Here is a 22,156-nt window from a genome sequence, read left to right as displayed (position 1 = left end):
CTCAAGAGAGCGAACACCTCTGCTGATTGTCAGATGCGAATTTTGTTCATCACCACAGGTCTGAAATTAGGCGGCGCGGAGCAGCAGATTGCCGCGCTGGCACAAGCATTTGTCAATCTCGGCCACAAGATTGCGGTCTTAAGTCTGACAGACGGGTGCGAAGTCAAACTGCCATCGGAAGTGACTGTCATTTCGCTGGGAATGCGCAAATCACCTCTATCGATGCTCCATGCAATCGGCCGCGCCAGACGCTTCATACGCCAATGGTGTCCAGACATCATTCACGCGCACATGATTCATGGCAATCTCTTCGCGCGCGCACTGACAAGCTTCGGTTCGATGCCTCCGCTCGTCTGCTCCGCGCATAGTGCACGCGAGGGCGGCCGACTGCGTGCGCTCGCGTATCGCCTTACGGATCGGTGGTGCGCATTGACAACGCACGTTAGCCAGGCAGGTCGCAACGCCATGGTCCAGGGCGGCGCGATTCGCGCGGATCGCATTACCGTGATGCCCAATGGTATCGACACATCGCGCTTTGCGCCCGAACCCTCGGCGCGCCAACGCGTCCGGCAAAGTCTTGGGCTTGATGCGAGCGAGATCGTCCTGCTTAGTGTCGGCCGGCTGGTGGCCGAGAAAGATCATGCGCTGTTGATCGATGCATTTGCCGAGGTGCTGCGCACCGATCTCCAGATCCGCCTGCTGATCGCTGGGGACGGCCCTTTGCGTAACGAACTGCAGGCGCAGATAGGGCGGCTGCAGCTGGGTCACTCCGTGCAATTGCTCGGATCCCGAGAAGATATTCCGGACCTCCTGCGCTCTGCGGACGTTTTTGTGCTTTCATCAAACATCGAGGGCATGCCGCTGGTGGTCTGCGAGGCCATGGCGACTGGCTTGCCCGTGGTGGCTACTGACGCCGCGGGCGTCAGGGAGATCGCTGGCGATCTGGCGATCATCACTCCGGTCGGCGATCGGATAACACTCGCCCAGGCACTGCAGCGAGCGATCTCGCGATTGCCCACCGCACCCGGCATGCGCGCACGCTATCGCGAACGCATCATTGAAAATTTCGACGTCACCACCATCGCCCGACGTTGGCTGGCACAGTACCGACGATTGATGGAAGGTTGCAGATGCGCCGCGTAGTTGCAAGCAATCTTCTCTGGATGCTCGCTGACCGTGGCATTCAGGTCGGCGTGGGAATCGCTGTAGTCGGCATGCTGGCCCGGGCACTGGGGACCGAAGGCTTTGGGCATTTCCAGTACGCGCAGTCACTGGTTTATATTGCAGCAGCGATACCACTGATTTGCTCAGCAGAAGTGGTTGTGCCGCGACTGGTTGCATCGCAGACGGCCGAAGACAAGCATTCGCTCATCGCGCATGCATTCATGATCAGGTTCGCGGCTGGCGTATGCGGATACGCACTGATCGGCGCCTATCTGTTCCTGACACGGCAGTCCGTCGATACATGGGTGCCTGCCATGATTCTCGGCACCATGATCATGCTGCGCGAGCCATTTGGCGTCGTGACCGCGTGGATGCAGGCTCGGACGCATAACCGGCCGAACGTCGTCTTCAATCTCATTGCACTTGCCGCCAAGGCCGCCATGGTGGGCACGTTGTTTATCCTGGGCATTCGGTCCACTGCCCCCTACGCGAGTGCGTTTGCGCTTGAGGCAGTTATCGCCGCCCTGCTGCTAACTTGGTACTACCTCTCCCGTGCATCGAGGAGCTTCCCGCTCCTTGCGCCCAGGCTGACGCGAGAGCTCGTTCGCGATGGCGCCCTGTTCTGGATCAGCTTCATACTGATGTTTGCGGCACGTCGCGCGGATCAGCTGATCCTGAAGCCACTCGTACATGTGGCTGATCTCGGCGCCTATTCGGCGACGATGCAGATAATGGACAACTTCACCACTGTGGCCGCGATTCTGGCGGCAGGCCTCGCGCCTATGTATGTATATGCACAGACAAGCGCTGCGGCTGCGCGCCGCAACATCCTCTACGTCGCAGGTGCCATGACGGCTGTCGGGCTCTTCGGCGCCGTTGCTCTCGCACTGTCCGCCGAATGGGTGGTCAGGCTGCTGTATGGCTCCGCATTCGGCGCCACCGCCGACCTGTTGCGGCTGGCGGCGCTGGCCTCGACCCTGGTCTTCGCCGACGTCGGCCTGAGCCTGCTGCCGGTCTATTTGCGCAAGCCCCGCTGGATTGCCCTGAAATGGGTATCGGTGCTGCTGACCACGATTATTGTGGACGTCATCGCCATTCCGCACCTGGGAACCACTGGCGCGGTGCTCGGCTACGCCATCGCCAACAGCGTGGCCGTTGCCTTCGGCGTGATTCTCTGGCTTATAGTTGCCAGGCAACCAGGTACCGCTGAGCTCCGCACGAATTCATGAAAGATTCGATTGCCTTCCTGACCGGCACCCTCAATGCGTTAGCCGGCGCCGAGCGCATGACCGCAACAATTGGCAATGCACTTGCCGAACGTGGGCACCGCATCATTATCATCAGCCTATGGGATGCGCGTAGTGCCTTTCCGCTTCATCCAGCGGTCACGCACATTGCACTGTTCGCGCAACGCCCGTCGCTCCGGGCACAGTATCCTGCGACGCTTCGCAAGCTTCGCGCATTATTGCGCAAGCATCACGTTCACACGCTGATCGAAGTCGACACCATGCTGGCCTGGTTCACCCTGCCAGCAACACTGGGGTTAGGCATCCGCCGTATCGGCTGGGAGCACTGCCATTACGACGAAGACCTGGGGCATCGGGCCCGCCGAGTGGCCCGACACCTGACCGCGCGCTTTCACGATGCCGTCATCGTACTGACTGAGTCGGATCGGAAGCGCTGGATTGATGCCGCACGTCCTCGCGGTGACGTACTCGCGCTGCCCAATCCACTGCCATTTCCGCTTCCCGACTCGCCGTCGATTCGCTCTGCCAAGCAGGTGCTGGCGGTAGGCCGGCTGGTCGACGCAAAAGGGTTCGATATTCTGATACGCGCGTGGGCCGAGATTGCACCGCTAGCGCCAGACTGGACGCTGGTCATCGTTGGAGAGGGTGAAGCCCGCCCCATGTTGGAAGCGCTTCGCGAGTCACTTGGCATGACTGGATTCGTCCAATTACCGGGCGCGCGTAGCGATATCCGTGATGCCTATCAGCAAGCGTCGATATTTTGCCTGAGTTCGCGCTACGAGGGATTCGGCCTCGTGCTCATTGAAGCAATGGCGTTTGGCCTGCCCGTGGTGTCGACCGATTGCGAAACAGGTCCTCGGGCCCTGCTGGAAGACGGAAGGAACGCGCTGGTCGTTCCTGTCGACGATGCACAAGCCCTAGCAAAGGCTCTGCTAACGCTCATGCGCGATGAAAAGCTCGCCGCCCAGCTTTCAAGCGGTGCACTGGCATGCGCCATGTCGTTCGAATTGAACGGTATAGTGGACCGATGGGAGGTGTTACTGAATCGAGTTTACAACCTCAGCGAACGCGAAGCGCACTGACCTGGTAGGTGCCACGTGACGAGATCAAATGCCGGGCTTCCGCATTCGCCCGTACACCCGTGTGCGAATCCACGATGCAATCGTCACCAATACTGATACGCGGATAGATTGTTGCCCGGGTCCCAAGGAAGCAGCCCGCGCCAACAACGGCATCGCCGTTGAGCGCAGCATACGGTGAAAGCACTGAATAAGCACCCACGCGCGCGCCGTGGCCAATGCTGCAATGCACGTTGGCCACCGATGCATCGTCCATGATTGCGTCGCGATTGACAATCGTATAGGGGCAGATCAGAACGGCCGATCCAAGCTTCGCGGCTGGCGACACAATGGCTGACCCGTGGACATATGCGGGCGTGGCAACGCCGTTCTCGGCCAGTTTTCCGAGCACGAGCTTGCGGCCCTTCACCGAACCGATGGCGACGACAACGACCTGCCCCGCAGCCGAACGGAAATCGCCGATGCCACCCAGGTGCGGCACGTCGATACCGGCAGGCACTTTTCCACCAGGCGTGTCATCGATGAAACCAGCGATAGGCACGCCACCCTTGGCGGCTTCTTCCTGCAGGTAATCAAACAGTTCCAGTCCAAAACCACCGGCGCCAGCGATTACAACGGAGGAGATCGGCGAGGAGTGAATCAAAGGCATAGCGAAATGCGACAACTGTCGACAGAAAAAGGTTGCCAGGTGTGCCGTCAGGCAACAGTAATCTCGCGCATAAACACGCGAAGCAAATCAAAGCCATCCCATACGGGTGCGAAATCGAGCGCACGACCGAACGGAACAATCCGGTCGATGCCCGCCAGCGGTTCCGCGGCAACAAACTCGCTCAACGCCCGAGTCTCGATTCCAGCATAGGAAAGCGTCTGCACCGTCCGGCTCAACAACGGTCGCATTGCCTCGAGCCTGTCGATTGAAGACTCGAAAAACAAGCCAGCGCCGCAATGCAGTGCATCGTGCAGAGCAGGCTTGTCAAGCCAGACCCGCACCAGATCGTTGCTCGACGTGGCCTGGATGGACACATCGGCCTCGATTGCGAGCGCATCCTCGGCTACGCGCTTGTTCACATAGTCGGCATCCCCAAACCGCTCCTGATTGCCAGCCAGATATTGCTCGAAGCGCGCCCAGAAGTCTGCGGAGGCAGATTTGACAAGTGTCGAGTCTCCAAGCCAAAGCACGAGCCGCGGTGACGAGCACGCCATCTGGTCAAACCAGTAGGCATCGTTGTAAAACGCCTCGATCCACTGGGCCCGCTTGCTTTCCGTTGCCTCGGTCCAGCCTGCTGCACCAATCAGCGCCAGTGAGTACTTGTTCGCAAATGCGACCTCGGTAGCCGTGCCCGGTAGCGGCAGCCTGCGAATCTGCTCCACCGTCGAGTTACCGCCCCAGATCACCCGGACATCGCACACGGAAGAGAAGCGCGTCGTGACACGGTCGTCCGGAGCATAGCGTACCAATAGGGTTCGACGAGCAATCTCACAATGTGCCGGTTCCTGCAATAGCTTGGCAATCGCCCCGATTAGTAGATCGGCTTGCGGCGAAGGCTTCGACGAGAGACGGACAATATTCCGATTCCCCGTCAGCAGCGACAGGAACCACGAGTACACGAAAATGGTGTCGACGTTGGACGGCGCAATGTGAAGCACCGTGCCGCGGGGGACCAGCAACGCACCACCTGCGCGTTGCTCCATCTCGGCACGCAGACGCACAAGGTTCGCACGCCGCATCCAGAAACCCAGAGCGGTAAGCTCGGGAAACGTCCGTGCTTCGGGCATCCGTACCAGCAGGCCCGACAACGCCTCCACGAAATCAAGCGATGCCTGCGCGAAGGCGGACAGCGGCGGCACGTCGGCCAGAGCCTCAGGCTCTGGCGCCCTCGGGATCAACGATTCGTAGTCAGCCATCAGGCACTCACTTTCTGCATTTGCGCGTCGGCCGCATGGGTGTCACTGCATCCGCGCAATTCAGCTTTGGCGACACGTCCGTGCACGCGGAACGTACGTCCGAGACGCCCGCATGGGCAATCATCGACGCCAGTCCACTCGCCGATATCTTCAGTCAGCAGACTATGGCCGGGATAGCTCGTGGGTAGTACCGACAGCACCTGGATCAAGCCTGTCTTGCCTTTCGGCCGCACCTCCCAGGTACGAGCGTCACGAATCAGCACATCGGCAAACACGGGAGCATGCAGCCGCCCATGCTCGCATTCCATGAATACCGAACCGACCTGCTCCACCATGCCATAGAAATTGTGCACGGCACGAATGTTCAGCTTGTCCGCGAGTGCTGCCTTGAATGTGTCGTTATCGACTGCTTCTTCCAGCAGCTTCTTCCATCCGCCACTGTGGATCAGGATAGCGTCGTCGAAACACGGCGCATCCGGCATGTCTTTCAGCGCTTGGTAGAAGTACTTCCAGACCATGAAGGTGAAGCCGAAGATAAAGACACGCTGACCCCGATGCCGCTCAAGAAATGCGCGAATCACCTCGACGTCGGGAGCCATGTCCTCGTCACGCAAGGCGTATGTGTGATCACGCCCAAAATTCGAGAGCCCCAGGATCCCCGCGCCGCGAGCAGAAAACGACTGACGGTTCTTGATTACGCCCGGATGGTCGATGATCAGCATGGGCAGCCGTGCCTTACCAAGGAACTGCTGCAGAATCAGCACCAGCGTCTTGGTTTGTGCCATAGCGGTATCGCGATCCAGGATAATCCGCGAAACGCGCTGCGACGTCGTACCGGACGATGTCAGCACCTTGAACTCGTCATCCTTTGCAACGGAGCTGAGCTCGTATTCCTTGAACAGCCGAACGGGGATGAATGGAATCTCTTCAAGCTCGAACTGCTGCCCCTCCTGGTAGCCATGTGCGCGCAGGATCCGGCCATATGGCTCACAGCGACCTGCATGCTGCCAAGTCAGCGAAGTCAGCGATTCGGCAAGATAGCGAGACTTGTCGCCGTGCGCCATGCCATAAACAGGCCAATTGAAGTACGGGCGTTCGGTTGTCATGTCGTTTGTAGTGTCTTGGACCTCAAGGACAAAGGGTCTTGAGCAATTCAGCGTACTGGACCTTGCCTGATGTCGACAGCGGGAACTTGTCTACTGCATACACCCGGATTGCCGAAAGATGCAGCCGATACTTCGCGCTGATATGCGACCCAAGCGCACCTGTGTCGTTACCTTCACCAAGCCAGGCAACAACCATCAAGTCATCGCGGCCCGTGACGGCGACGTCATAGCCGTCCTCACGCAACTGGGCTTCAACCTCGTCCAGGCCGACACGATTGCCGAACACCTTGATGAAACGCTTGAGGCGACCCACGATGTGGTAATAGCCATCATCATCACGACGTGCTAGGTCACCCGTCAACAGAACACCGCCTTGACCATCCGCATCCGCCAGATCAGCGGCGCAGGCCGCATACCCCATCATGACGTTCGGGCCCCTGTAGCGAAGCTCACCGGTTTCACCAGCCGTGTCGACAGGGCGCCCATCTTCACCAACCAGATCGAAGCAACCCCCGGGGATGGAGATGCCGATCGAGCCAGACTTCTCCAGTGCCCTGTGCGCGGGAACATACGACATACGCGCGGTCGCTTCGGTCTGGCCGTACATGACGAAAAAGCGCTGCTCACGCGAGGCGGCGAGCTCGGCGTACCAACGGATGGTTTCCGGTGCGAGGCGGCCGCCAGCCTGCGTCATGGTGCGCAGCGACGGCAAATTCATGCGTTCGAATCGCAACTGCTTGAGCATCGTATAGATCGTCGGCACGCCAGCAAGGCTAGTGGCCTCATGCTCCCGGAACATATCCCAGAACTTGCGTGCGGTGACTGGTTGCCCCGTCAGCACGATAGTTGCGCCAACGGAGAGGTGGCTGTTGAGCACAGAAAGCCCATACGAGTAATGCATGGGGAGCGTCGTAATGGGTCGCTCGTGTTCGTCGAGCTCAAGGTACTGCGCAATGGAACGCGCATTGGCATCAAGACTCCCCGCCGTAAGCTTGACGAGCTTCGGCGAACCCGTGCTCCCCGACGTCGAGAGCAGGATAGCGACATCAGGATGCACTACGGGCGTAGCATGACCCAGCGTCTTCCATTCACCTGCCCTTCGAACACATGACACGGAAAAATGCGAGTAGAGCCGTTCACGCAGGGCAGCATCCAATTGCCCATCTACCAGCAAGACCGGGAAGTCGTTGCGCAGGGCCCCAAGATAGGCCAGTACGGAGTCGACGCTATTTTCGCATTCCAGCGCGAGCAGCTGGCGTGGTGCGAATGTCGCCTCAGTGAAGAGGCCATCCGCACGGGCAGCCAGTTCTGAGTAGGCCAGACTCTGCCCATCTTCGGCTATAAGTGCGGTGCGATCCCCGAACGACTCTAAGCTCTTTGCGAACATCAGATCAGCATCCCACCATCGACGCCAATGACCTGGCCAGTAACGTATGACGAAAGGTCAGATGCCAGGAACAACGCAACCTTGGCAATTTCTTCAGGTGTACCGACGCGCCCCATGCGTACAGACGCGACTCGTTCAGCGAACTTTTCCGCGCCAATGGAACGCGCCATGTCCGTGTCGATAAAACCCGGCGCGATTGCATTGACACGGATGTTCTGTGGGGCAAGTTCCTTCGCGAGCGATTTGGTGATACCAATCACCGCCGCCTTGCTGCCGGCATACACCGCCTGTCCAACATTGCCATTCGTGCCGATGATCGATGCCAAGTTGATGATGCTGCCACCCTTGTTGCGCGCCATCAGACGACTTGCGTATTGCGAACAATACAGCACACCGTAAGTATTCGGCTCAAACACCCGCTGGATCTGCGCTTCGGTCACCATGCTGATCAACGCATCGTCCAAGACTCCTGCATTGGAAACCAGCACATCAAGTCGCTTGGTCTGCTTGAACAGCGCCTGGAATGCGTCGCGCACGCTGTCCGGGCGCGCAACATCAAGCTGCAGCAAAGTAGTCTGAACACCAGGCACCGCCTCGCCCAAGCGAGCTTGCGCAGCTTCAAGATGCTCGACTGACCGGCCAGACAGCACCACATGGGCTCCCTCATGGGCGAACAGTTCCGCGGTCGCATAACCGATACCGCGGGCGGCCCCCGTCACCAGCGCGATCTTGTCCTTGAGCAGCATGACGTCCTTCAAAAGGTTACGTTGTACTTGGCAAGAATTTCCTTGGCCTTGCCCACGGAGCTCATATCCACGATGTCATCGGTGTCCATCATGATCTCGAAAGCATTCTCGATTTCAGCCACGAGCGCCATGTGTGCAACCGAATCCCACTCGGGGATCGTGTTATAGGTCAGTTCATCAGTGACCTTGTCCAGGCCAATGTTGAGTGATTGCGCAAATACGCTGTAGAGCTTCTCGCTGTTGTTCATGACTTGATTAATTATCGGCTTGACTTTGAAACGCCATCGGCAGCGCCACCCGACGCGCCGGCTCACAACCCCGGCACGCAAGAGGCGCAATGGACTCGCAATTGTAATCTATTCAGTAAGCCTCGAAGTCCGACGCCGCCAACGGCAACAATCCTTACAGCAGGTAACACCCCGTATGGCACCAGCAAATGTTACAGGCCTCGCTGCCGCGTAAATCGCCGACCAATCCGCAACAGTTTCCAGGCGTTGCGTACCATCAGAAAATGCCCGGCACTCATCCCCAGAAAGAGCAGGAACATCCACTGCTCCGGCATGCCGAGCCTCCACGCGGTGACGCCAACCAGACCAAACAGCGCATTTGCCAGCCAGATCACACAAACCACCTGAGTGGGATTGAGCCCCAGACGCACCAGTACGTGATGCAGGTGCGTGCGGTCTGCAGCCAACGGATTGCGCCCCTTGATCATTCGCCTGAGGACAACCGCCAGAAGATCCACAAGAATCAGGCCGAGTACCCACAGCATGACTACGGGCGGCACATGCCCCGACGGGTTGTATGTGGTTTGGGAAAGTTCGACTGCAAACCACACCATGACGTAGCCAAGCAAGAGACTGCCCGCGTCACCGAGGAAAACACGTCTGGCGCCACGCAGCGGATGGTTCACGTTCAACAAGAGAAAGCCGACCAGCGCACCGCAGAAGATCATTGCGATACGCAAAGCCATCATGTTGCCGACGACTCCCGCAAGATATGCCATCCATCCGAGGACGATCACGCTGAGACCGCCGGCCAGTCCATCAAGGCCATCGCTCATATTGAGCGCATTGACCACTGACAAGACCGCGAAGATGGTCAGTGGAATACCCCAGTTAAGCAGCTCGATCTCGCGACGGCCAAACAGGTCGCCCAACGACGACAGGTAGACGTTGCCCCATGACGTCATCAGGATCGCAGCAAAGAACTGGAACGCCAGCTTGGTCAATGGGCGCATGCCACGCAGGTCGTCGACCAATCCGACGATTGCGAGCAGGGTTACCCCGGCGTACAGCGCAACGTACCGGTCAAAGGTTCGCAGATACATCAGTGACCCGACCCAGACAGCGACAAGGACCGCGACGCCGCCGATCAGCGGAACTTCTCCGACATGGCGTTTGCGCCCGCCCGGACTATCGACCAGACCAATCCTGACAGCGTACGGCCTCAGCACCAGCAGCGCGACCAGGCAAATCAACCCGCAGGATGCGGGCACCCAGAAGTAGTCAAACATAACAATGAAGGCTTACGTGGCAGCCTGCCTTGCGCCAGCACGCTGGCGTAGGAAGGCAGAGTAACTACGTGACAGGAACAGGCGCGTCATGCTTTCGACATGCCAAGCCAGGTATTTCCACTTCCTTCGGCTATCGCGCTGCGCGTCATGCAAAACGCAGGCAGCGGTCACCCAGTGCACCGTGAAACCCTCCAGGTGCGTACGCAGGCATATGTCAACGTCCTCGCAATAGAGGTGAAATCGCTCGTCAAATCCCCCAAGCCTCCGGAAAACCTCCACATCGAAAAGCATCAACATGCCGGCTACCCAGTCCACGGTTTTCTCTGCGCCGCCTGGCGCATAATCCGCTTCCCGCTTTCGAAGGATCGCCCGTCGGGCGAGGCGCCACAGCGTCGGAACCTGGCGCGCGCTGTCCTCGAGCCCACCTGTGGAATTCCTCACGCACGGGGCTGCAACACCAGATGCCCTTTGCAAGGCGGCCACAAGGGCGCTGAATGGCTCCACGGGGCCGAGCCGGATGTCAGGATTGATGACGCAGAAGAACGGAGTGTCGCAGTTTGCGAACGCTGCGTTATGGTTCTCACCGAATCCCTTGGGCTCCGGATTAACGATCAGTGCATCGTAAAGTGGCAACGCCGTTGGTTTGAAAGCCCCTACGGATGCTGGCAGGTTCTCGGTCACAATTACACGCAGTGCTATCTCGCCCTCAAGCTCGGCGAGTTGCTGTAACAACGGCAACACGAGATCACCCTGCCCGTGACTGATAACGGATACAGTGATTTGCGCATTCGACGCTAGAGTCGCCGCGTCAGAGCTTGCCTGTACGCCCCGCGATGCCATGCCCAATTCCCTTCATCATCAAACGTGCGCGCAAACCGCGTGGCGGTATGCCGATCACGAAGAACACCATGAACTGCAGCAGCCGATACAGGTGCGCACTCTGCCAGCCTAGTGGCATCGGCACGTCTCGCAACATCGCGATCGTGTTCCGGAAGATGTAATAGTTACGCAACGGCGAATGCACGGGCACTTCGCGCATCCGGCCAAACCAGACGCGAACCACGTGATCCCCCAAAGAATGGTCCAGCAGCGCATCGCAGATACCGAAGATGCGGTACCCCTTGTTCAACGCCCGTAAGCACCACTCCGTATCAACATGATCGATGAAATACGCCTCGTTCATGAGCCCAATGTCGGCGAGAACATCTAGGCGAATAAGGGTCCCCGAGGAGATCAGGAAATCTGCCTCCACCCACCTCTTGCCTTCGGCACATTCCACCCGGCCAACGATGCCGCCGCGAATCTTGACAAACTTTGAGCGAGCATGGGTACGCCGATCAATTGTGACCGGCCCCACGGCCGCAAGCTTGACTCCCTCAAGCCTCAACGCCTTGTCGGCGGACAACAAATTCTCGACCATGCCATCCAATGGCAAGCTGTCATGGTCCATCAATAGCCCATACGAAACGCCGTTGGCTTTCAGGCGCATCAAGCCCTTGTTGTGCGCGGCCGCAATGCCAAGGTTGCCGCCGCACTCGATCAGCGTGACGGGTGCACCGAAGCTCCCCCCACTTATGTCAGGTACAACGCTCGAGCCGTTGTCCACCACCACGATCTGTGCAACTTGCGGACCCAGCGCTTGCAGGAGCCGCATCAGATGCAACACATCCGGGTTGTACGTTACGACAACCGCGCCTACCGAACTGATTGCCGACTCCTCAGCGCCGGCTTCCTCGTGAACCGCCATAGTCACGACTTCCGGTACAGCATGCGTCTCGCGGTTGGAAGAGGATGCCTCAGACATCATGCAAACCGCTTGCGAATCCGCTGCTTCAACTCTCGCAGCAGATCCCTGCCGGACACCGTCTGCAGTGGATTACCCGGTCGGAATGCATCCGCCTCCCCCGTCATCCGATGGAACGAGCGATCATCAATGCCATAGTCGCGCTTGAGCACAGCACAATGCGGCTGGCTGGCCAGCAGATCGAAAATCTTGTCGATGCCAACGATCCGGTACATGTGCCCGAGCCACTGGTTGTAACCGAAGAACATCAGCGCCTTCTCGATATCGGCGTGCTCGGGCGACGTCGTCGGGTCACAAACAAGGCGATCCGCGAATGCTTCCTTCAGCAAGTCAGCAGAGACCCCCTCGAAAAAGCTCCGCGCAATCATGTAATGCTCATTCATCGTGCGGATCGAATTCGCAGGCGTGTGACTGCTGGCATTCTCTCCCGGGAGAATGCGGAATAAAACAAGCTCCTCCTGCGAAATGTGGAGTTGCCAGTGGCGGATGAATCTCACCCACATTTCGAAGTCCGGAAGTTGGCGGTACCGATTGTCGTAAGCGCCTACCTGTCGGTACACCTCGCTGCGAATCAGCATTGACGGGTGGCAAAGGCAGTTACCGTGATCGAAAAACCGCTTCAGCCATTCACCGCGTGACCGGTTCTCCTGATCGAAAATGTGGCCGAACTGCATGGTCGATTTGTCGATCGGCGTACCGTCTCGATCGACATATCTGGCACGACCAAAGACAGCGCCCAACTCAGGATTCTCCTCGAGCATCCCAACCTGAAACGACAGCTTTCCTGGCAGCCAGGCGTCATCCGAGTTGATCAACGCAATGTACTTGCCCCGACAGCGGGAGATGAGGTCATTGGTCACAACGCCCGCACCACGGTTCACCTCGTGGGCAAACAGCTGGAGACGCGGATCTGAAACAGTGCGGATTGCATCCGCGGTTCCATCGCTTGAGCCATCATCACCAATCAGCAACTCCAAGTCACCGAAATCCTGAGACAGGACACTTCGAACTGACTCCACCACGAACGGCGCATGGTTATACGCCGGCATGATGACCGAAACAGTAGGCAACTTCATGCACGCCTTCCAATAAACTTGTACACCACGCGCCAGCAGACTGGCGGCACCAGTTGCTTCAGAATCGTCACGAGCAAAGGGGGAATGAACTGAATCAGCAGACTGGTTCCCCGCCGAGCTATTCGCCGAAGCTGGAAAGCTGGAACGTGCCCCTCTCCGGCGCCGGCGGCACGTAGCCGCGCCGCGAGTGCGTTGAAATCCTCCGCGAACACGCCATCGGTAATGGCATCGTACTGAGGCAGCACTTCTAGCTGCGAGGTCAGCTTCTGGCGATGCGAAAGGAGACTCCAGGTGCCGGCACCATGAATGCGGTAGATCGACATTGGCGTGTTCAGGAAACCAATCAGGCCGAACCTGCCCATTACGATATTGACGGCCCAGTCATAGGCGCGCATGTCGAATAGCTTTGCCGGCAATCGCTTCAGCGAGTCTGCACGGTACATGCAGGTCGAAAAATTTCCGATCAGGTTGTCCGCGATCAGCTGGCGACTGTCCAGATAGCGGAACCCCTCTCCGCGCTCAACGCGTTCCGTGTAGCGAGCTTCCTCTTCCAGATACACGAAATAGTTGCAGCCACAAACCGAACATTCGCGGTGCGCCTCCAGGAATGCCAGTTGCTGAGACAGCTTCTGCGGACTGCACCAGATGTCGTCACCCTCGAGAGTCGCCACGTACTCCGATTCCACGGCCGCGAATCCGCGCTGGTAATTGCGGGTCACGCCCATGTTTGGAGCATCGGCCAGAAACCTGAAGCTTATCCTTGGATCCTTGCCGACATACTCGGCAACAAGCTCGCGCGTATTGTCGGTCGACGCATCGTCGCACACCACAACTTCGAACGGGAAGTCGATGTCCTGCCAAAGCACGCTGTCCAGCGCCTCACGAATGTACCTGGCGTGGTTATATGTAATCAGCAGAACGCTAAGCTTCAATCCGTGCTCCTTTTCAAATCGACGTAGGGCAATATGCCCCCACTCAATACTTGAGCGTACGATGAATCAGCCGGGAGATCATATCGATCTCCTCGAACGACAGGGAGTGATAGAGCGGCAGGCAAAGCACACGTGACGCGATGTCGTCGCACACCGGCGTCGGCGCCTTGTCCGCAACGTAGTTCAGCGACCCCAGTGACGGATAGAAATACCTGCGTGGGAAGACGCTATGCAGATTGAGCGCTTCAATCACGGCAAGGTTCGTCGCCTCGCTTTCAAATACCACCGGGTAATAGGCATGGTTGTAGCCGCAGTTGTCCGGCAGCTGCGGACGCCGAACCGGCAGGCCGCGCAGGTTTGCGTCATATCGCTCAGAGAGAATCCGGCGCGACTGAAGGATATCCTCGATATGGTTCAGGTTGCACAAACCCATCGCAGCATGGAACTCGGAGTTCTTTCCGTTGATGCCCACGCCATCAAAAGCAGTCGGAGATACATGCCCGAAATTCCTCATACGGGCGAGCACCTTCAGCAACTCGGGATCCTGCGTTACAACCGCACCACCTTCGATCGTGTGGAAAAGTTTGGTGGCATGGAAACTCGTCGTGGATATGTCTCCAAACGCGAATAGCGATTTGCCACGATATGTCGTACCAAAGGCATGAGCAGCGTCATAGATCACCTTGAGATTGTGACGCTGCGCAATACGCTCGATCTTTTCCACATCGCATGGCGTGCCATACACGTGGGTTGCAAGAATGGCGGATGTTCTCTCGGTGATGCGATCTTCGATACGAGCCGGATCAATATTGAACGTATGCGGACAAATATCCGCCATGACCGGGACACAATTTTCCCAGACAATGCTGGAGGTGGTGGCAACGTAGCTGAAGGGCGTCGTAATGATTTCGCCGCTCAGGTTCAGTGCCTTGATGGCGATCTGAAGGGCCACCGTACCGTTTGAGACGAACAACAGGTGATCGAGCTGGAGCCATTCCTTCAGACGCAATTCAAGCTCATTGACCAGCGGACCATTGTTGGTCAGCCATTCGCGAGCCCAGATCTCGTCGACGTATTTTTGATAATCTGCCTTGGCAGGCAAGAAAGGTTTCGTGACGTTAATGTTCATCTGTGAAATCCACCAGCATCCTCAGGAAGACCCGCAGCCGACGGCCAGCGGGTCCGCTTAGCGGGTTGTTACTCGAAAACCTCAGCTGCCTCGAGCAGGGGGGCATTACGGTCTTTTTCAGCCAGCAGCAACTCCCCGACGCTGGGCCACGCGATGGCAAGTGCCGGATCATTCCAGCGAATGCTTCGCTCATGCTCCGGATACCAGTAGTCAGTCGTCTTGTATTGCACCTCGGCATCTTCCGAGGTCACAACAAAACCGTGGGCGAATCCCTCGGGCACCCACATCTGTCGCTTGTTTTCCGCCGACAGCAGCGCACTGGTCCATTTGCCGAATGTAGGCGACGAACGCCGCACGTCGACTGCAACGTCAAAAACTTCGCCCGCAGTCACGCGAACCAGCTTGCCCTGTGCCTGGCGAACTTGATAGTGCAATCCACGCAAGACGCCGCGGGACGAACGAGAGTGATTGTCCTGCACGAATGGAGCATCCATCCCGGTAGCGATGGCAAACTCGCGCGCATTAAAGCTCTCGAAAAAAAACCCACGTGCATCGCCGAAAACCTTCGGCTCAAGTACCAAGACCCCTTCCAGGCTGGTTGAGATCACGTTGAGCTTCATGGCGCGACATCCTCGATAATCTGACGGAGGTAAGCACCGTATCCGTTCTTTGCCAGTTGGGCCGCCATAACCTCGATCTGTTCGACACCAATCCAGCGATTGCGGTACGCGATCTCTTCAGGACAAGCCACCATCAACCCCTGGCGGTGCTGCAGCGTCGCAATGAAGGTGGCGGCCTCTAGGAGCGAATCATGCGTGCCTGTATCTAGCCAGGCATACCCACGCCCCATGATTTCCACATCGAGCTTGTTGGTCTGAAGGTAGTGCTTGTTAACATCCGTGATCTCCAACTCGCCTCGCGCGGACGGGCGGATGGAGGCCGCGATATCGCAGACCGTATTGTCATAGAAGTACAAACCTGTCACCGCGTAGTTCGAACGCGGCTTGACAGGCTTCTCTTCAATCGACAACGCGCGAAACGCACTGTCGAATTCCACTACGCCGTAGCGTTCAGGATCGTGCACGTGATAGGCAAACACGGTTGCACCATCTTGCCGTTCACACGCACGCGTCAACTGGCCCTGCAGATCATGGCCATGGAAGATGTTGTCGCCGAGGATCAGTGCGGACGGATCGTTGCCGACGAAATCCTTGCCAATAATGAATGCCTGCGCCAGCCCGTCAGGCGACGGCTGCACTGCATAACTCAGATTCATGCCCCACTGGGCGCCGTCGCCAAGCATCTCCTGAAACCGCGGTGTATCCGAGGGCGTGGAGATGATGAGAATGTCCCGGATGCCCGCCAGCATCAACGTGCTCAGCGGGTAGTAGATCATTGGCTTGTCGTAGACTGGCAGCAACTGCTTCGAGACAGACCGAGTGATTGGATACAAGCGTGTGCCGGAACCACCGGCCAGGATAATGCCCTTGCGCATGATGAGCGCCCCTCAGGAATAGATCTGGTCAACCAGGCGATGAACACCATCGCGCCAGTCAGGAATGGTCAGCCCAAAAGTGGCCTTGAGCTTCGACGTGTCCAAACGCGAATTCAATGGACGGGCCGCCGGTAGCGGATACTCGGAGGCAGGAATCGGCTGCACTTGCCCGCCGGTCACGCGCAGTGATGCCCCGCGCTGTTCGGCCCTGTCCAGCAACGTCTGTGCATACCCATGCCATGACGTTTCGCCCGCCGCACACAGGTGATAGACGCCGTCGGCAGCGCGGGCTGGCGCGAAGCGCGACCATCCACGGGAGATTGCCTGCGCTGTCACATCCGCGATCAGCGCGGCCGACGTCGGAGCACCAAATTGATCTGCCACCACCCGCAATACGTCGCGATCGGATGCGAGACGCAACATCGTCTTCGCAAAGTTTCCGCCGTGCAGTCCGAACACCCAGCTCGTGCGGAAAATCCAGTAAGGACACCCAGCATTCGCCACCGCCCGCTCCCCCTCAAGCTTGCTGCGGCCATAGGCTGAGCGTGGCGACGTCGGGTCCTCCTCCACATACCAGCCGGCCTTGTCTCCGTCGAAGACATAGTCGGTGGAATAGTGAATCATCCGTGCACCCGTTCGAGCGGCGGCCTGTGCCAGATACCCTGGCGCACGCGCGTTGATCGCAAAGGCCTGGTCCGCTTCCGATTCTGCCTTGTCCACGGCCGTGTATGCGGCAGCGTTGACAATCAGATCCGGACGTTCCGAATTGACAAGCCCGGCGATCGCCACAGCGTCCTGGAGGTTGCAACGGGCACGATCAGCCAGTACTAACCGGCCGAGCGGTGCAAGGCTCCGGGCCAGTTCGAAACCGACTTGGCCAGTGGCACCGATCAGCAGAATCCTTGGATGATCAGGCAACTCACGCACTGTACTGCTCACTTACCCATTTGCGATACTCGCCCGAGGTGACATCCGCCACCCAGCTCTGATTCGACAGGTACCACTGGACCGTCTTGCGCAGTCCGGTTTCGAAAGTCTCAGCGGGACGCCAGCCCAACTCGCGTTCGAGTTTGCGTGCATCAATGGCATAGCGCCGGTCGTGACCTGGGCGATCTTTCACAAAGGTAATCAGATCCCGATAACTGCCGGTCGGGGTTGGCTTCAACTCATCGAGCAGATCACAGATTGTGTGAACGACTTCGAGGTTGGTCTTCTCGTTCCAGCCACCAACGTTATAGGTCTCGCCGAGGCGACCTCGCTCCAGAACCGTACGGATAGCGGTGCAGTGATCCCCAACATACAACCAATCCCGCACATTCTGACCATCTCCATAGATCGGCAGCGGCTTGCCAGCCAGTGCATTGGCAATCACCAGCGGTATCAGCTTTTCGGGAAATTGATACGGGCCGTAGTTGTTGGAACAGTTCGTGGTCAGTACTGGCAAACCATAAGTATGGTGGTAAGCACGTACGAGATGATCGGACCCTGCCTTGCTCGCCGAATAAGGGCTATTCGGTGCATACGGGGTGGTCTCGGAAAACTGCGGGTCCGTCGGCCCCAGCGAGCCGAACACTTCGTCGGTCGACACGTGCAGGAAGCGGAACGCCTCGCGCTCGGCGCCATCCAGGGCCGACCAGTACTGGCGTGTAGCCTCCAGCAACGTGAACGTACCCACCACATTCGTCTGCACGAAGTCAGCGGGGCCGTGAATTGACCGATCAACATGACTCTCCGCCGCAAAATGCACCACGGCCCGGGGGCGGTGCTCTGCAAACAGCTGGTCGAGCGTGGTACGGTCGTTGATGTCCGTCCGCGAAAAAACGTGTTTCGGGCTGTCGGCAACACTCGCCAGGGTCTTCAGGTTCCCCGCATAGGTGAGCTTGTCGATGTTCACCACTGCGCCATGCGCGTCGGACAGCCAGTCCAGGACGAAATTAGCGCCGATAAAGCCAGCGCCTCCAGTAACAAAGACCTTACTCAACATCTTCTCCCGAGGGGAACATCTGACAAACAGGAATTCTTAAAAGAGATCTATGGGGCACTTAATTTTATTCTTATCACCGCTCTTTGCCCGTGCGAAACATCGTAGGCGCGAAGCGAGCTCCGGCATCTGAATGAAGCGGGATTCTATCGCACAGCAGCCACTGCCTTGCATTCAAAAGGAGGGGAATGAGAAAAAAGTGTAACTGCCCCTTCCTGAGGATTGCCTCCTTCCGCGTCTGTGGTAGGAGCTTTCGCAGAATGCTCCCCCCGACAGGTAGACTAGTGCACCACTGCGCACGGTGCCACTTTCTCTCCTTTACAAAATGACACGAAAAACCCCCTATGCCATCGGCGACGTTCAAGGTTGCGCCTCTTCACTGGATGCACTGCTCGAGCTTCCCCAGCTGGCTGACGCACCGCTGCGATTCGTCGGCGACCTCGTCAATCGGGGACCCGATTCACTAGGAAGCCTGCGGCGCCTGATGTCGCTCGGTGAGCGCGCCAGATGCGTTCTCGGCAATCATGATATTCATCTGCTCGCGGTTGCCGCAGGTGTACGAAAGCCCGGGCGGAGGGATACCATCAACGACATTCTCGCCGCATCGGATCGTGACGACCTTCTCGACTGGATTCGGCACCGGCCGCTTGCAATTGAGGAGAATGGGTTTCTTTTAGTCCATGCCGGCGTGCTCCCTCAATGGAGCGTGGAGCAGACTCTGGAATTGGCCAGGGAAGCGGAGAAACTGCTGCGCTCGGAAAACTGGCAATCCCGGATTGGGGACATTTTCGGGAATCAGCCGTTCAAATGGAAAGGGACGCTGAAGGGTACCGAACGTCTTCGGGTCGTGATTAATGCGCTCACGCGCCTACGCTTTTGCACGGAAGCGGGGGAAATGGAGTTTTCCTTCAATGGTCCGCCCGCGGATGCGCCCCAAGGCTATGTCCCCTGGTTTGACGTCCAAAACCGGCGATCGTCAAATGCGACGATAGTGTGCGGACACTGGTCAGCCCTGGGCCTGATGCTTCGTCCAAATATCATCGCGATTGATACGGGCTGCGTCTGGGGTGGAAAACTCACGGCAGTCAACCTGGATACCGATCCTTCGATCAGGAACGCAATCCAGGTCAACTGCAGTGAGGAAGGACTGCCAATTGAGATCAAAGAGTAAGCGCTGCTCTGGAGTTCCCCCTGCGCTCCGCCCAGATCAAGGCCGCGCGAAGCACGGCAGTGTCAACGCTGTAACTGCGATGAAATGCATGCACTGCGTGCTGGCCAGGCGCCACGGGACTCTGAACGAACAATATCGACGCGCCGCCAGCATCGCTATAGCTCGAGTAGCCTCGAAAATTGAAGCTCGGTTCGTCATGGATGAGGCCGATCACCGGCGTGCGATCCGGACAGTAGAGCGTATTTGAAAGCGCAGAACTGCACGACCCCACAACCATGGATGCAGACCGGAAGGTATCGACCTGTTCAATGAACGACATTTCCTCCGGATATATGGTTTCGAATCCATGATCAGTCAACATGGAGCGGACCTCGGCTTCATTAAGCATTTGACGGCTCGCAAACGCGTGCCGGGAGATGAAGAGTCGCCGCCCGCGTCTGGCTGGCACGCCCAAACGTCGCTCCACGGCTTTGAGCACCATCTCTTTCATCGCCCGAAGCACGTCTCTCGGCCATACCGCGTCATATGAATAGCCACCAACACCATCAAGGGGGAAGTAGGTGGGTACGGGCGCCATCGCAAGCTGGCCAAATGTCACCACCTGCTCCGGCTCCAAGGTAATAACCTCGCGCCCGAACTCGTTTAAAAGGCTCAGACTTTCCAGATGGGTCTTCGGCATTCCCGAATCAACGATGATCGGGAATTCACGAAGCTCGGGCAAAGAATCATAGGCGAGCAGCCGTGGGAGGTATTCGCAGCCCCAGTGGCCAAAATTACGACTTTGGACGCCGAACATCATCAATCCGCACGGAATGTGCAGCGACTCCTTGGTCGGCCACTCAATCAGAACGTTTCCGCCATGGCGCGCACGGATTACCTGATGCTCGTTCAGCCGGTCTCCGAAGACCGCCTTCCCGCTTCGAGGGTGCGTTGCCTGGTCCGAGACTAACGTACCTTGATGCAGGACTACATTGCAGCGGCTCGCAGCCGTACATTCATCAAGTACGGCAAGGTAGAACGGGGGGGCAGTCAACGTGCCTGACTCAGATTCGAGGGCGGTCGGGGGACGCAGAAACTCTGGCTCAATCGGTTCGATCGGCCTTTCCGGGAACAATTCGAAGTATCTCCCAATACCTTGGGCGCAATGCTCCGTGACCGATGTCAGCGGCATATCGATTACCCGGGTCGAACCGTCCTTTGCGCGCGCTGCCAGCAAGTTCATGGCCATGTCCCGGTCCCCGCTGGCGAACACCAGATTTGCTAAGCGCTCGCGGATCAACTGGGCTTCCTTGAGGCCCTTGGTCAGCGCCATTCTGTAGCTCGCCTCGGCGATCTTCAACTCGCCACGCATTTCCGCCCGATAGCCCTCACGGGCAAGCACCGAGGCGACATTCGCATCGATATGAAGGGCGTCTGTACCCGATAGCGACTCCGAAAGCGAGTATGAAGTGACGGCAGCGTCGATGTTCCCCGTCTGCTGCAAAGCTTGGCCAAGCAGGTTCTCCAGAAGCGGCCGCGGCAGTTTGTCTTCTAGTTCATTAAGCGCCGCCACGGCGCCGGATCCTTCACCACGTGCCAGCAAGCACTCGATCCACAGGCGTAGTGCATAAGGATGATTGGGCACTTCTGTCAGCACCTGCAAGATCCGAGCCTCTAGATCGGCACGCTCGAGCGAGATCGGGAAACGACCTTCCCTCTCGCCCCAACGTACAAAATGCTCAAACGGGTCGACGCCGGACATCGCCACATCAGGATTCATCGCCAGATAATCAGCCTGATCAAAGAGCAGGGACGGAGCCTGGCGCTTGGTAATCTCGGCAGTCAGGAAATGCTCGATCCATGTGACGCCTGTCGGCAGTTCGTTCAGACCCGTTTCCATACGGTAGTGCCTGGCATCGAACATCGGATGCGGGCTCATCTCCGGATCGCCGCCGTGGTTGACATAGTGCGCCAGCGGCGACTCAGTTACTCCATGGCGAGACCGATAATATGCTTCATCAATAAAATACGAGAGCCGCGTCGCAATGATCCATCGTGCGTAGCGGTTTCCCTGATCTCCGTTCAAGACGCCGCGCGCGATCGCGAGCATCTCCGGTGCCTCGCTATCGAACCACCGTCGGCCTTCGCGCTCCCCACTCTTGACGAAATGCTCCAGTGGATTTACTCCTGCAGCAGCGACATCAGGGTTGAACATCAGATACGCTGATGTGCTGAAAAGCGGCGAAGGGTCAAACCCTTGCGCCGCACCTTCCGCCAAGTAGTGATCAAGCAAGGTCATACCGACGGGGATATGGCACCCGCGCAATTGAGCTGCATAGAACTCGCTATCGAACAGAGGCAGTGGGTCGAACGCAATACCACGCCCGTTCAGCGTGTAGTGGTAGCTCGGTGATTTTGAGCTTGCCCCCGCAAAACGAA

The 22,156-nt window shown here is 58.1% G+C and carries 21 protein-coding genes; 4 read left to right on the top strand and 17 right to left on the bottom strand.

All coding sequences use genetic code 11. The features are described from left to right. Positions 1-33: 33 nt before the first annotated feature. Genes D769_RS03625 through D769_RS03615 form a run of 3 tightly spaced genes read left to right on the top strand, consistent with a single transcriptional unit; the run spans position 34 to position 3,493 of the window. Complete coding sequence (locus tag D769_RS03625; RefSeq protein ID WP_040010858.1) at positions 34-1,143, top strand: glycosyltransferase; 1,110 nt, start codon at positions 34-36, stop codon at positions 1,141-1,143. After that, positions 1,131-2,393, top strand: a complete 1,263-nt coding sequence (locus D769_RS03620; protein WP_008642205.1) for an oligosaccharide flippase family protein — start codon at positions 1,131-1,133, stop codon at positions 2,391-2,393. Before D769_RS03625 ends, D769_RS03620 begins: the two co-directional genes overlap by 13 nt. Further along, positions 2,390-3,493 (top strand): glycosyltransferase family 4 protein, encoded by a 1,104-nt coding sequence (locus D769_RS03615; protein WP_008642202.1) that lies wholly within the window; start codon positions 2,390-2,392, stop codon positions 3,491-3,493. Before D769_RS03620 ends, D769_RS03615 begins: the two co-directional genes overlap by 4 nt. Here D769_RS03615 and D769_RS03610 read toward each other — a convergent pair. The 16 genes from D769_RS03610 to rfbB form a co-directional block, all read right to left on the bottom strand. Further along, positions 3,471-4,139, bottom strand: a complete 669-nt coding sequence (locus tag D769_RS03610; protein ID WP_008642200.1) for an acetyltransferase — start codon at positions 4,137-4,139, stop codon at positions 3,471-3,473. The two genes, D769_RS03615 and D769_RS03610, sit on opposite strands and share 23 nt — an antisense overlap. A 47-nt stretch (positions 4,140-4,186) precedes the next feature. Further along, positions 4,187-5,395 (bottom strand): acyl-CoA reductase, encoded by a 1,209-nt coding sequence (locus D769_RS03605; RefSeq protein WP_008642198.1) that lies wholly within the window; start codon positions 5,393-5,395, stop codon positions 4,187-4,189. Continuing rightward, a complete protein-coding gene (locus tag D769_RS03600; RefSeq protein ID WP_008642196.1) occupies positions 5,395-6,501 on the bottom strand; it encodes an acyl-protein synthetase LuxE in 1,107 nt (368 codons plus the stop codon). Before D769_RS03600 ends, D769_RS03605 begins: the two co-directional genes overlap by 1 nt. A 22-nt stretch (positions 6,502-6,523) precedes the next feature. Further along, complete coding sequence (locus D769_RS03595; RefSeq protein WP_040010857.1) at positions 6,524-7,888, bottom strand: AMP-binding protein; 1,365 nt, start codon at positions 7,886-7,888, stop codon at positions 6,524-6,526. Beyond that, positions 7,888-8,634, bottom strand: coding sequence for an SDR family NAD(P)-dependent oxidoreductase (locus D769_RS03590; protein ID WP_008642189.1), 747 nt, complete (start codon positions 8,632-8,634; stop codon positions 7,888-7,890). Before D769_RS03590 ends, D769_RS03595 begins: the two co-directional genes overlap by 1 nt. An 8-nt stretch (positions 8,635-8,642) precedes the next feature. Next, positions 8,643-8,882, bottom strand: coding sequence for an acyl carrier protein (locus D769_RS03585; protein WP_008642187.1), 240 nt, complete (start codon positions 8,880-8,882; stop codon positions 8,643-8,645). A 191-nt stretch (positions 8,883-9,073) separates the two neighbouring features. After that, positions 9,074-10,150, bottom strand: coding sequence for an MraY family glycosyltransferase (locus tag D769_RS03580; RefSeq protein WP_008642185.1), 1,077 nt, complete (start codon positions 10,148-10,150; stop codon positions 9,074-9,076). Positions 10,151-10,162: 12 nt separating this feature from the next. Next, positions 10,163-10,990 carry a glycosyltransferase gene (locus D769_RS03575; protein WP_008642183.1) on the bottom strand — a complete coding sequence of 276 codons (828 nt, stop codon included), beginning with the start codon at positions 10,988-10,990 and terminating at the stop codon, positions 10,163-10,165. Continuing rightward, positions 10,959-11,957 carry a glycosyltransferase family 2 protein gene (locus D769_RS03570; RefSeq protein WP_008642181.1) on the bottom strand — a complete coding sequence of 333 codons (999 nt, stop codon included), beginning with the start codon at positions 11,955-11,957 and terminating at the stop codon, positions 10,959-10,961. Before D769_RS03570 ends, D769_RS03575 begins: the two co-directional genes overlap by 32 nt. After that, on the bottom strand, positions 11,954-13,030 hold the full coding sequence (locus D769_RS03565) for a glycosyltransferase (RefSeq protein WP_008642178.1): 1,077 nt from the start codon (positions 13,028-13,030) through the stop codon (positions 11,954-11,956). The genes D769_RS03570 and D769_RS03565 overlap by 4 nt, the downstream gene beginning before the upstream one ends. After that, on the bottom strand, positions 13,027-13,962 hold the full coding sequence (locus tag D769_RS03560; protein WP_008642177.1) for a glycosyltransferase: 936 nt from the start codon (positions 13,960-13,962) through the stop codon (positions 13,027-13,029). Before D769_RS03560 ends, D769_RS03565 begins: the two co-directional genes overlap by 4 nt. A gap of 43 nt (positions 13,963-14,005) precedes the next feature. Next, entirely contained in the window at positions 14,006-15,091 is a 1,086-nt protein-coding gene (locus D769_RS03555) for a DegT/DnrJ/EryC1/StrS family aminotransferase (RefSeq protein WP_008642175.1), read from the bottom strand. A gap of 68 nt (positions 15,092-15,159) precedes the next feature. Continuing rightward, the gene (rfbC, locus tag D769_RS03550; RefSeq protein WP_008642173.1) at positions 15,160-15,711 is read right to left on the bottom strand and encodes a dTDP-4-dehydrorhamnose 3,5-epimerase; all 552 of its coding nucleotides are present in this window, start codon (positions 15,709-15,711) and stop codon (positions 15,160-15,162) included. Then, positions 15,708-16,586 (bottom strand): glucose-1-phosphate thymidylyltransferase RfbA, encoded by an 879-nt coding sequence (rfbA, locus tag D769_RS03545; RefSeq protein ID WP_008642171.1) that lies wholly within the window; start codon positions 16,584-16,586, stop codon positions 15,708-15,710. Before rfbA ends, rfbC begins: the two co-directional genes overlap by 4 nt. Positions 16,587-16,598: 12 nt before the next feature. Further along, positions 16,599-17,513, bottom strand: coding sequence for a dTDP-4-dehydrorhamnose reductase (gene rfbD / locus D769_RS03540; protein WP_008642169.1), 915 nt, complete (start codon positions 17,511-17,513; stop codon positions 16,599-16,601). Next, positions 17,506-18,570, bottom strand: a complete 1,065-nt coding sequence (gene rfbB, locus D769_RS03535; RefSeq protein WP_040010855.1) for a dTDP-glucose 4,6-dehydratase — start codon at positions 18,568-18,570, stop codon at positions 17,506-17,508. Before rfbB ends, rfbD begins: the two co-directional genes overlap by 8 nt. A gap of 322 nt (positions 18,571-18,892) precedes the next feature. Here rfbB and D769_RS03530 point away from each other — a divergent pair, with 322 nt between their 5' ends. Next, entirely contained in the window at positions 18,893-19,738 is an 846-nt protein-coding gene (locus D769_RS03530; RefSeq protein WP_040010854.1) for a symmetrical bis(5'-nucleosyl)-tetraphosphatase, read from the top strand. Here D769_RS03530 and D769_RS30620 read toward each other — a convergent pair. Beyond that, the coding region (locus D769_RS30620; protein WP_008642163.1) for a glycosyltransferase 61 family protein at positions 19,728-22,156 on the bottom strand (2,429 nt) is incomplete at its 5' end. The two genes, D769_RS03530 and D769_RS30620, sit on opposite strands and share 11 nt — an antisense overlap.

The sequence above is a fragment of the Cupriavidus sp. HMR-1 genome (genome assembly GCF_000319775.1).
Lineage (GTDB): Bacteria > Pseudomonadota > Gammaproteobacteria > Burkholderiales > Burkholderiaceae > Cupriavidus > Cupriavidus metallidurans.
The sequence above is the reverse complement of the archived record's forward strand: the minus strand, read 5'-3'. Positions and strand labels throughout refer to the sequence as shown.

Bases quoted from the DNA above. Each gene is read 5' to 3' on its own strand.
- D769_RS03575 (WP_008642183.1), bottom strand. From the start codon at position 10,990: ATGGCATCGCGGGGCGTACAGGCAAGCTCTGACGCGGCGACTCTAGCG.
- D769_RS03570 (WP_008642181.1), bottom strand. From the start codon at position 11,957: ATGATGTCTGAGGCATCCTCTTCCAACCGCGAGACGCATGCTGTACCG.
- D769_RS03590 (WP_008642189.1), bottom strand. From the start codon at position 8,634: ATGCTGCTCAAGGACAAGATCGCGCTGGTGACGGGGGCCGCCCGCGGT.
- D769_RS03615 (WP_008642202.1), top strand. From the start codon at position 2,390: ATGAAAGATTCGATTGCCTTCCTGACCGGCACCCTCAATGCGTTAGCC.
- D769_RS03530 (WP_040010854.1), top strand. From the start codon at position 18,893: ATGACACGAAAAACCCCCTATGCCATCGGCGACGTTCAAGGTTGCGCC.
- D769_RS03605 (WP_008642198.1), bottom strand. From the start codon at position 5,395: ATGGCTGACTACGAATCGTTGATCCCGAGGGCGCCAGAGCCTGAGGCT.
- D769_RS03610 (WP_008642200.1), bottom strand. From the start codon at position 4,139: ATGCCTTTGATTCACTCCTCGCCGATCTCCTCCGTTGTAATCGCTGGC.
- D769_RS03595 (WP_040010857.1), bottom strand. From the start codon at position 7,888: ATGTTCGCAAAGAGCTTAGAGTCGTTCGGGGATCGCACCGCACTTATA.
- rfbA (WP_008642171.1), bottom strand. From the start codon at position 16,586: ATGCGCAAGGGCATTATCCTGGCCGGTGGTTCCGGCACACGCTTGTAT.
- D769_RS03600 (WP_008642196.1), bottom strand. From the start codon at position 6,501: ATGACAACCGAACGCCCGTACTTCAATTGGCCTGTTTATGGCATGGCG.
- D769_RS03625 (WP_040010858.1), top strand. From the start codon at position 34: ATGCGAATTTTGTTCATCACCACAGGTCTGAAATTAGGCGGCGCGGAG.
- rfbB (WP_040010855.1), bottom strand. From the start codon at position 18,570: ATGTTGAGTAAGGTCTTTGTTACTGGAGGCGCTGGCTTTATCGGCGCT.
- rfbC (WP_008642173.1), bottom strand. From the start codon at position 15,711: ATGAAGCTCAACGTGATCTCAACCAGCCTGGAAGGGGTCTTGGTACTT.
- D769_RS03580 (WP_008642185.1), bottom strand. From the start codon at position 10,150: ATGTTTGACTACTTCTGGGTGCCCGCATCCTGCGGGTTGATTTGCCTG.
- D769_RS03565 (WP_008642178.1), bottom strand. From the start codon at position 13,030: ATGAAGTTGCCTACTGTTTCGGTCATCATGCCGGCGTATAACCATGCG.
- D769_RS03585 (WP_008642187.1), bottom strand. From the start codon at position 8,882: ATGAACAACAGCGAGAAGCTCTACAGCGTATTTGCGCAATCACTCAAC.
- D769_RS03555 (WP_008642175.1), bottom strand. From the start codon at position 15,091: ATGAACATTAACGTCACGAAACCTTTCTTGCCTGCCAAGGCAGATTAT.
- D769_RS03620 (WP_008642205.1), top strand. From the start codon at position 1,131: ATGCGCCGCGTAGTTGCAAGCAATCTTCTCTGGATGCTCGCTGACCGT.